The sequence below is a fragment of the Roseomonas sp. BN140053 genome (assembly GCF_047690175.1).
GTDB lineage: Bacteria > Pseudomonadota > Alphaproteobacteria > Acetobacterales > Acetobacteraceae > Roseomonas.
In genome coordinates, this window is the sequence record NZ_JBLLEB010000031.1 from 15,777 (window position 1) to 27,704 (window position 11,928).

An 11,928-nucleotide genomic window follows, 5' to 3' on the forward strand; every position below is an offset into this window, starting at 1 on the left:
CCAGAATGCGGAGCGGCAGGGGGGGCGACCACCCCCCTGCCTTGCAGCATCAGCGCGGCGGCAACCCCCAGATTTCCTCGGCATATTCACGAATGGTGCGGTCGGAGGAGAACCAGCCGACCCGTGCCGTGTTCAGGATGCTGGCCCGCCACCAGGCTGCCGGATCATTCCAGCGGGCGGCCACTTCGCGCTGCGCGGCGTCGTAGCTGTCGAAGTCGGCGGTGACCAGGAAGGTGTCGTGATTCAGCAGCCCGTCCACCAGCCCGCGGTAGCGGCCCGGCTCCTCCGGCGAGAAAACGCCCGAGGCCACGGCGTCCAGCACCCCGGCCAGGCTGGGTGACGCGGCGACGGCAGCGCGGGCGTCGTAGCCCTGCTGCTTCCGGGCCGCGACCTCCGCGGCGGTGAGGCCGAAGATCACGATGTTCTCGGGGCCCACGCGCTCCCGGATCTCTACGTTGGCACCGTCCAGCGTGCCGATAGTGATGGCGCCATTCAGCGCCAGCTTCATGTTGCCGGTGCCGGAAGCTTCCAGCCCGGCGGTGGAGATCTGCTCGCTGAGGTCGGCCGCGGGAATGATCATCTCCGCCAGGGACACGTTGTAGTTCGGCAGGAAGGCCACCTTCAGCATGCCATGCACGGTAGGGTCGTTGTTGACCACCCGCGCCACGTCGTGTGCCAGGCGGATGATCAGCTTGGCTTGGTGATAGCTGGCGGCCGCCTTGCCGGCGAAGACCTTGACCCGCGGCACCCAGTCGCCGGTCGGGCGCGCCCGCATCGCGTTGTAGAGCGCCACGGTCTGCAGCACGTTCAGCAGCTGGCGCTTGTACTCGTGGATGCGCTTGATCTGCACGTCGAACAGCGCGGCCGGGTCCACAGCCACGCCGATCCGCTGCGCGATCAGGGAGGCCAGGGCCTCCTTGGCCACCCGGCGCTGGGCGGCGAAGCGGTTCTGGAAAGCCGGGTCGCCCGCATGGTCGGCCAGCCCTTCCAGCAGGCCGGGATCGTCCAGCACGCCCTCGCCCAGCGTGTCCACCAGCAGCCGGGTCAGGCCGGGATTGGCGCGCAGCAGCCAGCGGCGGAAGGTGATGCCGTTGGTCTTGTTGGTGATGCGCCCGGGCAGGACGCGGTTGAGGTCGGCAAAGACGGTCTGCCGCATCAGCCCGGTGTGCAGGGCCGAAACGCCGTTGATCTTGTGGGAGCCCACGAAGGCCAGGTGCCCCATCCGCACGCGCCGGCCGTGCTCCTCGTCGATCAGTGACACGGCGGCCAGCAACGCGTCGTTGCCCCCCTCCCGCCGGGCGGCGTCGAGGTGACGGGCGTTGATCAGGTAGATCAGCTGCATGTTGCGAGGCAGCAGCCGTTCCATCAGCGACACCGGCCAGGCTTCCAGCGCTTCCGGCATCAGCGTGTGGTTGGTGTAGGAGAAGGTGGCCCGGGTGATGTCCCAGGCCTCGTCCCATTCCAGTCCGTGCACGTCCAGCAGCAGCCGCATCAGCTCGGCCACGCCGATTGCCGGATGAGTGTCGTTGAGCTGCACCGCCACCTTGTCGGCCAGCGATCGGACCTCGCCGTACAGGGCGAGCTGCCGCCGCAGCATGTCCTGCAGGGAGGCAGAGGCGAAGAAGTATTCCTGTCGCAGCCGCAGTTCCTGCCCTGCCGGGGTCTCGTCACCCGGGTACAGCACGCGGGAGATCGCTTCCGCCCGGACGCGGTCGGTTTGCGCGCCGACGTGGTCGCCGCGGTTGAACTCGGCCAGCCGCAGAGGGTCCTTGGCCCGCGCCGACCACAGCCGCAGCGTGTTCACCCGCTTGCCGCGCCAGCCCACCACCGGCGTGTCGTAGGCCACCGCGCGCACGGTTTCGCTGGGGTGCCAGACCAGCTTGGGGATGCCGCCGGGCACCAGCTCGGCCTGCACGTAGCCGCCGAAGCCGATGTCGTAGCTGATCCCGGCGCGCTCGAACTCCCAGGGATTGCCGAAGTTCAGCCAGTCTTCCGGCAGCTCGTGCTGCTGGCCGTCCTCGATCACCTGTCGGAACAGCCCGTGCTCATAGCGGATGCCGTAGCCGTAGGCGGGGATGCCGATGCTGGCCATGCTTTCCATGAAGCAGGCGGCGAGGCGGCCCAGCCCGCCATTGCCCAGGGCGGCATCGGCTTCCTGCGCCAGCACGGCGTCTAGTTCCACGCCCAGCCCCTTCAGGGCCTCCCGCACGGTTTCCGTCAGGCCTAGATTGCCCAGCGCGTCCGACAGCAGGCGGCCGATCAGGAACTCCAGGGACATGTAGCAGACCTGCTTGTCCCCGCTTTCCCGCGTATCGGTGTTGGAGGTGCGCCAGCCGTCCACGATCCGGTCGCGGGTGGCGAGGGCCGCGGCCAGGAACCAGTCGCGCTCGCTGGCGCGCTCCTGCGTGCCGCCGACCTGGTAGATCAGCTTGGACAGGATGCTCTGGCGCAGCTCCTCCACCTCGGCCCGAGGCGGGCTGCCCGATGTGGTGCTGTCGAGGTCATGGGCGGGCGCGGCGATGGTGTCCACGGGAAGACCTTGCTTGGAGGAACGAAGCGGAATCTGGCCGATCAGCCCGGGTTGTCCAGCATTTTCGCGCTATGGTTGCGAATTGCTGCTTGCGGATCAGCTAACGGATGCAGCATCGGGGCGGGAACCTTAGCACAGCAGGGCCGGACCGAGGGACGGGATTGTTCCTGTTCGGGCCTGTCCGACCCGTTCAGCGCACCTCCAGCACCAGCTTGCCCCGGAGGTGCCGGGATTCGCTGACCCGATGGGCCTCGGCCGCGTCGGCCAGGGCGTAGCGGGTGATCGCGGGCAGCCGCACCGCCCCGGATTCGAGCAGGTGAAGGATGCGCTCCAGGTGCGCGCGGTCGCGGGTCACGGGAGGGCGCAGCACGTCTACATCCGTCCGGGGCGGGTGGGAGCCCACGGGGGCCGGGGCGATCCAGACCAGCCGCCCGCCGGGCCGCAGAACCTTGAAGGAGCGGAGCTGTACTTCGTCGCCCACCGTGTCGAACACCATGTCGCAGTCGGAAACGAGGGTGGTAAAGTCCTCGTTCCGGTAGTCGATGGCCCGGTCCGCCCCGAGCTGGCGGACGTAGTCGTGGTTGGCGGCGCTGGCGGTGGTGATCACCTGGGCACCGAGATGCTTGGCGAGCTGGATGGCGAAGCCGGCCACGCCGCCCGCCCCGCCCTGGATCAGCACAGTTTCGCCGCGCTGCAGCCGCCCGGTATCCTCGATGGCCCAGAGCGCCGTGAGGCCGGCCAGGGCCACCGCCGCGGCCTCGACATGGCCGAGGCGGTCGGGCTTGCGGGCGAGGAGGGCGGCGCTGATCGCGAGCTTCTCTGCATAGGCACCCTCGATGCCGCGATCGGTGACGCCGAACACCGCGTCGCCGGGGGAGAAAGCGGACACCCCCGCGCCGAGGGCGCTGACCACGCCCGAAAAGTCGCGGCCGAGGATGTGCGGAAAGGTGGTGTCGTAGATCCCGCCGCCGTTCCGGACCTTGTAGTCGGCCGCGTTGACGCTGGCCGCGTGAATGTCGACCACGACCTCGCCCGGCCCGGCCACCGGATCGGGCGCGTCGCCGTAGCGCAGGACCTCGGGCCCGCCATGGCGGGAGAGGATGATGGCCTTCATTGATGGTCGTCCCCTGCGGCTGCGCGCCCTTCGCCGGGCGCGAAGATGGCGGCGCCACTGATCCGGCAGCCGGGTTCCCTGTCAACGGCGCGGCGCCTTGCCGGGCGCGGGACGCGGCGCCTGTGCTTCGCTGCCCAGTGGCGGGCGTGGGATGTTGCCCAGCCCGGTGCCCGGTCCTAAGCCTCCGGGAAAGCGGGCCGGGGAGCGCGCCCGCAGCGGGAGCGATGGGATGGAAGAACCGATCCTGGTGGCGGGCGGCGGTCTCGGCGGGCTGTTCACGGCCCTGGCGCTGGGCCGCAGGGGCATCGCCGTGCGGGTGCTGGAACAGGCCCCGGCCTTCGAGGCGATCGGCTACGGCATCCAGCTCGGGCCCAATGTGTTCCCCCACCTGGAACGGCTCGGGTTGCGCGAGGCGGTGCTGGGGGCCGCGCATCTTCCCCCCGCGGTGCTGATGCTGGACGCGCTGTCCGGCGAGGAGGTCGCGCGCATCCCCACCGGCGCTTCCTTTCAGCGGCGCTTCCGGCACCCCTACGTCGTGATCCACCGCGTCGACCTCTACGAGATCCTGCTGGCCGCCTGCCGGGACACGCCCGGCATCACGCTGGAGCCTTCCACCGCCGTGGCCGGCTTCGAGGCGGGCGACGACGGGGTCCGCGTGCGGACGGCGGAAGGGCGGGAAATCCGCGGCGCGGCGCTGATCGGCGCGGATGGTCTGCGTTCCGCCGTGCGGGCGCAGCTGCGCGCGGAGGGCGAGCCGGACGCGGTCGGCTACGTCGCGCATCGCACCCTGGTGCCCATGGAGCAGGTGCCCGCCCATGTGCGCCGCGACGAGGTCATCCTGTGGGGCGGGCCGGGCTTCCACATCGTGCACTACCCGCTGCGGGCCAACAGCGTGTTCAACATCGTGGCGGTGTTCCGCACCGAAACCCATGCGCAGCGCCGCGACCCTGCCGCCTACAAGGCGGAGCTGCAGCACACCTATCGCGACGCGCATCCCGCCATGAAGACGCTGCTGTCCCTGATGAGCCTGGAACGGCGCTGGCCGATCTCGGACCGCGCGCCGATCCGGCACTGGAGCCATGGCCGCGTCACGCTGCTGGGGGACGCCGCGCACCCCACGCTGCAATCCCTGGCGCAGGGGGCCTGCATGGCGATCGAGGACGGGTCGTTTCTCGCCGAGCTGGTCGGGCAGGCGGCGGGCGACCACGCCGCGGCCTTTCGCCGCTACGCCGCCGAGCGCTACGTCCGGACCTCCCGCGTGCAACTGGAATCCCGTGCACTCTGGGACGTCTACCACTGCGACGGCATCGCGCGGGACGTCCGGCGTCAGACCTTCGGGGAACGCTCCGAGGAGGATTACTTCCGCTGCCTTGCCTGGCTCTATGACGGGGCGGACCCCCCGGCCGCGCTGCGCTCCGCTGCGGCGTGAGGGGGCATCCCCGACGCGGGTGAAGCCGCCGCGGCGCTACTGGCTGGCCCAGACGACGCGGTGCATCCAGGTGATCTCGGCCAGGTCGAAGCTGTAGTTCGGGTGGGCGGGGTTGAGCGAGGACAGTTCCACCTTGCGGGCGGATTGGCGCAGCAGCTCCTTGGCCATCACCTCGCCGCCGCGGGTGCGTACCACCACGCGGTCGCCGCGCCGCACCGGGGCGCCGGGGGACACGATGATGGTGTCGCCGTCGCGGAACACCGGCTCCATCGATTCGCCGGAAATCTCCAGCGCATAGGCATTGGGGTCGGGGATCTCGGGCACGCTGATCTCGTCCCAGCCGGCCCCCACGGGATAGCCGCCATCGTCGAAATAACCGGCGCTGCCGGCCTGGGCGAGGCCGATCAGCGGGATGCGCCGCATCGCCCGCACGGGGGAGCGGAAGTTCATCGCGGCGCCCGTGATCAGGCTGGCGAAGGCATCCATCCCGGTGTTGGTGGCGCTGAGCACCTTGGCCACGCTTTCCGTGGAGGGCCAGCGCGCCCGCCCGTCCGGGCCCGTCCGCTTGGACGGGTTAAAGGCCGTGGGGTCCAGGCCCGCCTTGCGGGCGAGGCCGGAGGCGGAGAGGCCGTTCTCCGCCGCCAGCGCGTCCAAAGCGCGCCAAATGTCGTTGTGCTGCATGGGTCCTTTATCCTAGGTGCGCAGTCGTTGATCAATAGGAACTTTCTCTTACAAAACGATTGACGTTCACGAAGTAGCGAGTGCAGTGTTCACTCATTGTTCCCGTCCAGGTCGAGGAAGCCCACGATGACCCCTGCCGCAGCGCGCCCCACCGGTCCCGGCCGCTTCGCCGCCATCAGCAAGGCGGAGCCCTTCCGCAGCGCCGAGGAGGCGTGGTTCTGGACCATGTCGGCGCTGATCGCCCGGCAGGAAGGGGCCCGCATCGTGGCCGGCCGCGGCGCGGTGGTGCGGCCCTGCGAGCCGGACGACGTGGTGAAGTGCCTCGACCGCCTGTACCGCCAGCGCCGGGTGGACCTGTCCCACGCGCGCATCCTGCGGATCTGGGGCGAGCGCGGCGAACGGCCCAGCGCCAACCACCCGCGCGAGCGGCACGACCACCGGCTCTGGACCGAGGCGCTCGACCGGCTGGAATGGCCGCTGCGCATCAAGGGAATCGTGGCCGGCGAACTCACCTCTCCCGCGGCATCGGCCGGCGGCACCGTGGTGTCGCTGGATGCCGCCCGGTCGTGAAACTCGGGGAAGGGGACGACTCGGCGACGGGGCAGCCGGCGGCGCACCCGTCGCACCGGCGGCAGGCAGGGGAACAGGAACTCTGGCTCGGCTTCGGCGGCCGGGCCGACCAGTTCTGGCTGCGGCTGCTGCGCCCGGGCTTCCGGCACTGCTTCGCCGGGCTCCGGGATGCCGGGGGCTGGACCGTGCTCGACCCCTTGTCGGGACGGTTGCTGGTGGTGCGACTCGACGTGCCCGCGGGGTTCGACCTTCCGGCCTTCTGGCGGCGCGCCGGCTGCGCCGTACTCGGTCCCTTCGTGCCGGCCGCGCCGGCGGCCCGGCGTCCCTGGCTGTCGCCCTTTTCCTGCGTGACGCTGTGCCGTGCGCTGCTGGGTCCGGGTTCGCCCCGCGCCATGACGCCCTACGGGCTGTTCCGTGCTCTCGAAGAAAAAAATACTATTATGAGGAAAATGTTCTTGACGGACGGTGTTCTCTCGCGTTAGAACACCGTCATCAACGGGCGAGCTGCGCCCGTTGCTCCCTTCCCGAACCTCCTCGTGGGCCCGACCGGATCATCCGGTCGGGCCCACGGCTTTTTCGGGACCCTCTCACACCGGACCCAGGAGAGCACGCGCGCATGGGTGTTTCGTTCCGTGCCCCGATGGCGAGGGTGACCGGCAACGGTTCCGCAGCCCACGGCGGCGCCTTCCTGGTCGGCAAGCCGGGCTTGCCGTCGCGTCGTGCCGGCGGGGCCGTGATGGCCATCCCTCATCCGCTGGCGTCGCAGCTGGCACAGGCCCCGAGGTCGGCACGATGAGCCCGCATCCCGGCTCCGGCGTGACGCCGGACGCGATCCTCGCCCGCCACGCCGCCGCGCTGGAGGCGCGCCGTCCCTGGGAGGGCGTATGGCGCGAATGCTACGAGCACGTGCTGGCCACCACCCCCGGCAGCGGCGGCCCCACCCTGTTCGACGCCACTGCCGCCGATGCCGCCGAGCAGCTTTCCGCCTCGCTGCTCGCCGAGCTGACGCCTCCCTGGTCCCGCTGGTTCGGCCTGTCCCCCGGCCGCGAGTTGGCGGAGGGCCCGGATGGCCGTGCCGCCGCCGAGGCGCTGGAGAATGCGGCGGACACGCTGCAGGGCCATCTCGACCGTTCCTCCTTCGCGCTGGAGATGCACCAGGCCTTCCTGGACCTGGTGGTGGCCGGTACCGGTGTGCTGCTGGTGGAGGAGGCCGCCCCCGGCGAGATGTCCGCCCTGCGCTTCCAGGCCGTGCCGCTGCGCGAATGCGTGCTGGAGGAAGGTGCCTCGGGCCGGCTGGACACGGTGTTCCGTGCTGCCCGGCTGGACCGCGCCACGATCACGGCGCGCTGGCCCACGGCACTCCTGCCGCCCGGTGAGGCCGGCGAGCGCTTCCGGGTGGTGGAAGCGGTGTGGCCCGACCGGGCCGGCGTCGCTTTCGCGGCGGTGCTGGACCTCGATGGCGGGGCGGTGCTGCTGGCCGAGGGGCGCTTCGCCCAGTCGCCGTTCATCGCCTTTCGCTGGATGAAGGCGCCGGGCGAATCCTATGGCCGCGGCCCCGTCATGAAGGTGCTGCCGGACGTCCGCACCGCCAACAAGGTGGTGGAGCTGGTGCTGAAGAACGCCTCCATCGCCGCGACGGGCATCTGGCAAGCGGATGATGACGGGGTGCTGAACCCCGCCACGGTGCGGCTGGTGCCCGGGGCCATCATCCCCAAGGCGCCCGGCTCCTCCGGCCTGACGCCGCTGGCGGCGCCCGGTAATTTCGACGTGTCACAGCTGGTGCTGTCCGACCTGCGGGCGCGCATCCGCACCGCGATGCTGACGGACCGGCTGGGCCGGCCGTCGGATGCGCGGATGACGGCGACGGAGGTGCTGGAGCGCTCGGCGGAAACCGTGCGCATCCTCGGCGCCACCTATGGCCGCCTGCAGGCCGAGCTGCTGACGCCGCTGATCGCGCGCTGCCTGAGCATCCTGCGCCGCCGCGGCGAGGTGCCGCCGGTGCTGCTGGACGGGCGGGAAGCGCGGCTCAGCTACCAGTCGCCCCTGGCGCGGGTGCAGGGCAGGGCGGATGCCGCCAACCTGCTGCTGTTCCTGCAGGCGGTGTCCGGGCTGGGCCCGGCCGCCGCGGCCGAGCTGAACCTGCCCGCCGCTGCCCGCCACCTTGCCCGCATCCTGGCCGCCCCGGCCGAGGTGCTGGCCGACCGTTCCACCGAGGAGTGATCCCGCGCATGTCCGACAGCCTGCTGGATGCCGCCCAGGACGGCGTGGCCGCTGGTGCTGCCCCGTCCCGCCCCGAGGAAGTGCCCGAGAAGTTCTGGAACGCCGAGACCGGCACCTTGCGCGTGGAAGCCCTGCTGAAATCCTACCGCGAGCTGGAGCGCAAGCTGTCGCAGCGCGTCGCACCCCCCGGCGCCGACGCGCCGGAGGAGGAGCGGCAGCGCTTCCTGCGGCTGCTGGGCGTGCCCGAGCACCCGGAAGGCTACGAGGTCACCGCGCGGCACGCGCTGTGCGGCCCGGACGCGGCGGTGAACGCCCGGCTGCACGCCGCCAACTTCACCCCCGCGCAGGTGCAGCTGGTCTACGACCTGGCGGCGGAGCGGCTGCTGCCGGTGGTGACCGAAGCGGCCGCGCAGGTCGAGGCGCAGCGGCAGCTCGACAAGCTGCGCGCGGCCTTCGGCGGCGAGGAGCGCTTCGCCCAGATCGCCCGGCAGATCTCGGCCTGGGGCCGCGCCAACCTGCCGGCCGAGGTGTTCGAGGCGCTCAGCACCACCGCCGAGGGCGTCACCGCGCTGCACGACATGATGCAGAAGGGCGAGCCGCCGATGGGCCGGCGCGCCGAGGCGCCGGAGCCGGCCGACGAGGAAGGGTTGCGCAAGATGATGCGCGACCCGCGCTACTGGCGATCGCGTGAGCCGGAGTTCGTGAAGCGCGTGACGGAAGGCTTCCGTCGGCTCACGGGTGGTTGATCGCGCGACTCAGGAATCCACCCCGAACCGAGGTGGACGAGTCACGTTCTAGGCTCGTAGCTTTCGCGACGACGCAATAGCCTGTTTCCCACGCATCCCCCCAGGGTGACAGGCATCGTCGTCGCGCCGGTTCCGTCTTCCCCCCTCGGACGGACCCGGCTTCACGGGGGCGGGTGGCGTCTCTCTTCCCCCTGACGCCGCCCGCCCCCGTCGTAGTTTCCGCCCCATTCCCGACGCGCCCAACCCGCGCCGCCGCCTTCCCCGCGAAGGCCGTGGCGCGGGCGCGCGTCGTTTCGTGCCGCAGGAACCCGGCCTCCGCTTCAGGGGGGAACCGGGCTCTCGGCGTTTCCCGTCCCCCTTTCCCCATCGCGGAGAATGCGCGTGCCCGGACAGATCGACGACGCCTTCACCAAGCAGTTCCAGGCCGAGGTGCACGAGGCCTACCAGCGCCAGGGCAGCAAGCTGCGCCCGACCGTGCGCTCCAAGAGCGGCATCAAGGGTGCCTCCACCGTGTTTCCCCGCGTCGGCAAGGGCGTCGCGGCGGCCAAGCCGCGCGCCGGCGCCGTGCCGGTGATGAACCTCAACCATGGCACCGCCGAGTGCTTCCTGCAGGACTACTACGCCGGCGAGTGTAAGAGGGGGTTTTTGAGTGTCTCATCGGCGGTTCAGCAGAGCTTAGAACGACCACCAAAACAATGATCTATGCGATGAAATGTAGAATGAAACGCTACTGACGCGTGAAGGGTTTAGGTATAGCCAGAGTGCCAGAGTGTGTGCCACAAAATGTGATCAGCCCATCAGCGAGGGCAGGAGGTCAGTGGCACGATGAGAGGTGGTGGGACGCGTCAACCAGCTCCAACAGTCACCGCGGACAGCGCGAATCGGCCGGCAACGGAGAGCAGGGCTGGTCTGCCGCGGCAAAATCGACGGACCAATCTAACCGACCGAAAACTGCTCGACCTCGCTAGCCGGCAACTCACGAAGCCGATCGACCTCTCCGACATCGCCATTGCAGGGCTAACGGCCCGGGTCTCACCCGGCGGGCGCATCGCCTTCTACTTTCGCTGGCGGGCCAACGGCGGCTTGCGTCGCGTGCGCCTGGACGCCGCGACCGTCGCTGAGGCGAGAACGCGTGCGACCGAAGCTCGCAGCGCCACTCAAATTGGGCGTGATCCTCGAACCACTGCTGCGGTGTACAATCCGGTGCAGGCAGCCACTGTGGCTGCGAGCGTAACCGATCTGATAACCGCCTTGAAGCAGCAGGGCCGCTCGGCCCGGTATTGCCGCAATGTTCAGCGCCTGTTCGAGAATCACGTGTTACCGACGTTAGGAAACAAGCGACTGACGGATTTGAACCGGGGAGACCTGACCGGCCTCTACCGTGAGCTGGCCGCTGTGAAGTCAGCGAATGGGAAAGGGCCAGAAGGAACACTCACGGCCATGGTCAACCGCGTGCATCTCCATGTCGGAGCGCTTCTCAGCTGGGCGACGCGCGAAGGCCGACTGCCGCCCGGCGTCGCGCCAGTGGTTCCACGTCCTGTTGCCGAGGAGCCAGGTGAACGAGCTTTGCGCGAGGAGACAAAGGTACTGCTGCGGCCACAGCACTTGGCGCAGTTGTGGCGTGCAGCCGAAGAGGAACAGCCGCACCTACGCTTCCTCGTGCGCCTTCTCTGTCTGCTGCCGATGAGGCGCGAGGAGATCACTGGGCTTTCCTGGAGCGAGATCCAGGGTGAGACGGAAGCGAGCACTGTCGAAACGCAGGACGGTGGTCAGTTCCGTGGCGCCAGACTTGAGATCCCAGCCGGGCGAATGAAGGGAAGGCGACCGCACGTTATGCCGTTGCCGCCTCGATCGGTTCAGCTGCTGCGTGACCTGCATGGGGTGCGCGGGATAGGAGAGTTCGTGTTTTCGGTTACTGCAGGGCGCACCCCCTTCGCGGGCTGGGGAACGCTCGCTGCGCGGCTGCGGAAGCGATGTCCTGACCTGCCGAAAGGTTGGGTGGTGCACGACATCCGAGGCGGTATCGCGACTGCGATGGGCGAGGCGGGAGAGGATGAGGCCGTCATCACCCGACTCCTACACCACGCACCGACCGCCCGAATCGGCATTACAGCAGTCTACGATCGAAGCCGCCGCCTACAGCAGATGTCGGATGTACTGGAGAACTGGGAAATGCGGCTACTGAAGGAAGTCGAGCGACAGGTTGGAGCAGTTAAATCATAGCGAATTTTTCGCAAAAAACAGCGTCACATGTCAACCCGGCTTGACATAAGGCAATGTTTTTTCTGGTTTTTTATGTTGCTTCACGCCGACTTTCTTGCCCAAGTTAGCACCGTGTCAGTCCCGGCATCCGAAGCGGATGCTGCGAGATGTAGCCCAGCGCAGGGCCAGAGCGTCGGCTTCGGCCGAGGGGACAAAGCGAAGCGGCTCGAGGCGGAACGGCCTCGTGGGATTTCCGCCTAGTGAGGGAGGCCCAGGAGAGGCCCCGACACCTGAGCCGTGAGGCTCTGTCGATCCAACAGCAAGCAGGGGTGCGGGGCGTGGCCCGACAGTCACCTCTTGGAAGCGGATGACAGATGCTGAAAGCGAAAGAGCAGTCGAGCGCTCACGAAGATCCTTTCCTCGATACGGCGGCAGT

At 69.3% G+C, this 11,928-nt stretch carries 10 protein-coding genes and 1 pseudogene; 8 read left to right on the forward strand and 3 right to left on the reverse strand.

Annotation, left to right across the window (positions count from 1 at the left end; translation table 11 throughout):
• Positions 1 to 49: 49 nt before the first annotated feature.
• Together ACLIBK_RS20160 and ACLIBK_RS20165 are read right to left on the reverse strand one after the other, a co-directional pair.
• Positions 50 to 2,530, reverse strand: coding sequence for a glycogen/starch/alpha-glucan phosphorylase (locus tag ACLIBK_RS20160; protein ID WP_415389097.1), 2,481 nt, complete (start codon positions 2,528 to 2,530; stop codon positions 50 to 52).
• 190 nt (positions 2,531 to 2,720) lie between these two features.
• Positions 2,721 to 3,644 (reverse strand): NADP-dependent oxidoreductase, encoded by a 924-nt coding sequence (locus ACLIBK_RS20165; protein ID WP_415389098.1) that lies wholly within the window; start codon positions 3,642 to 3,644, stop codon positions 2,721 to 2,723.
• Positions 3,645 to 3,873: 229 nt separating this feature from the next.
• On the opposite strand from ACLIBK_RS20165, the gene ACLIBK_RS20170 reads away from it, so the two are divergent.
• Positions 3,874 to 5,073: an FAD-dependent monooxygenase gene (locus ACLIBK_RS20170; RefSeq protein ID WP_415389099.1), complete on the forward strand. Its 1,200-nt coding sequence runs from the start codon at positions 3,874 to 3,876 to the stop codon at positions 5,071 to 5,073.
• Between the two features lie 36 nt (positions 5,074 to 5,109).
• Here the strand turns inward: ACLIBK_RS20170 and ACLIBK_RS20175 are convergent, their stop codons facing one another.
• On the reverse strand, positions 5,110 to 5,754 hold the full coding sequence (locus ACLIBK_RS20175; RefSeq protein ID WP_415389100.1) for a S24 family peptidase: 645 nt from the start codon (positions 5,752 to 5,754) through the stop codon (positions 5,110 to 5,112).
• 126 nt (positions 5,755 to 5,880) lie between these two features.
• Between ACLIBK_RS20175 and ACLIBK_RS20180 the strand changes: the two genes are divergently transcribed.
• The 7 genes and pseudogenes from ACLIBK_RS20180 to ACLIBK_RS20210 all read left to right on the forward strand — a co-directional run bounded on the left by ACLIBK_RS20180 (position 5,881) and on the right by ACLIBK_RS20210 (position 11,513).
• A complete protein-coding gene (locus ACLIBK_RS20180; RefSeq protein WP_415389101.1) occupies positions 5,881 to 6,324 on the forward strand; it encodes a hypothetical protein in 444 nt (147 codons plus the stop codon).
• Positions 6,321 to 6,806, forward strand: a complete 486-nt coding sequence (locus tag ACLIBK_RS20185) for a hypothetical protein (protein WP_415389102.1) — start codon at positions 6,321 to 6,323, stop codon at positions 6,804 to 6,806. The genes ACLIBK_RS20180 and ACLIBK_RS20185 overlap by 4 nt, the downstream gene beginning before the upstream one ends.
• Before the next feature lie 310 nt (positions 6,807 to 7,116).
• Positions 7,117 to 8,544 (forward strand): portal protein, encoded by a 1,428-nt coding sequence (locus ACLIBK_RS20190; RefSeq protein WP_415389103.1) that lies wholly within the window; start codon positions 7,117 to 7,119, stop codon positions 8,542 to 8,544.
• 8 nt (positions 8,545 to 8,552) lie between these two features.
• A complete protein-coding gene (locus ACLIBK_RS20195; RefSeq protein ID WP_415389104.1) occupies positions 8,553 to 9,290 on the forward strand; it encodes a capsid assembly protein in 738 nt (245 codons plus the stop codon).
• A 381-nt stretch (positions 9,291 to 9,671) separates the two neighbouring features.
• Positions 9,672 to 9,989 (forward strand): phage capsid protein, encoded by a 318-nt coding sequence (locus tag ACLIBK_RS20200; protein WP_415389105.1) that lies wholly within the window; start codon positions 9,672 to 9,674, stop codon positions 9,987 to 9,989.
• Between the two features lie 126 nt (positions 9,990 to 10,115).
• A pseudogene (locus ACLIBK_RS20205) lies at positions 10,116 to 10,460 on the forward strand (Arm DNA-binding domain-containing protein); the annotation flags it as partial.
• Between the two features lie 81 nt (positions 10,461 to 10,541).
• Positions 10,542 to 11,513: a tyrosine-type recombinase/integrase gene (locus ACLIBK_RS20210; protein WP_415389129.1), complete on the forward strand. Its 972-nt coding sequence runs from the start codon at positions 10,542 to 10,544 to the stop codon at positions 11,511 to 11,513.
• The last annotated feature ends 415 nt before the right edge of the window (positions 11,514 to 11,928 follow it).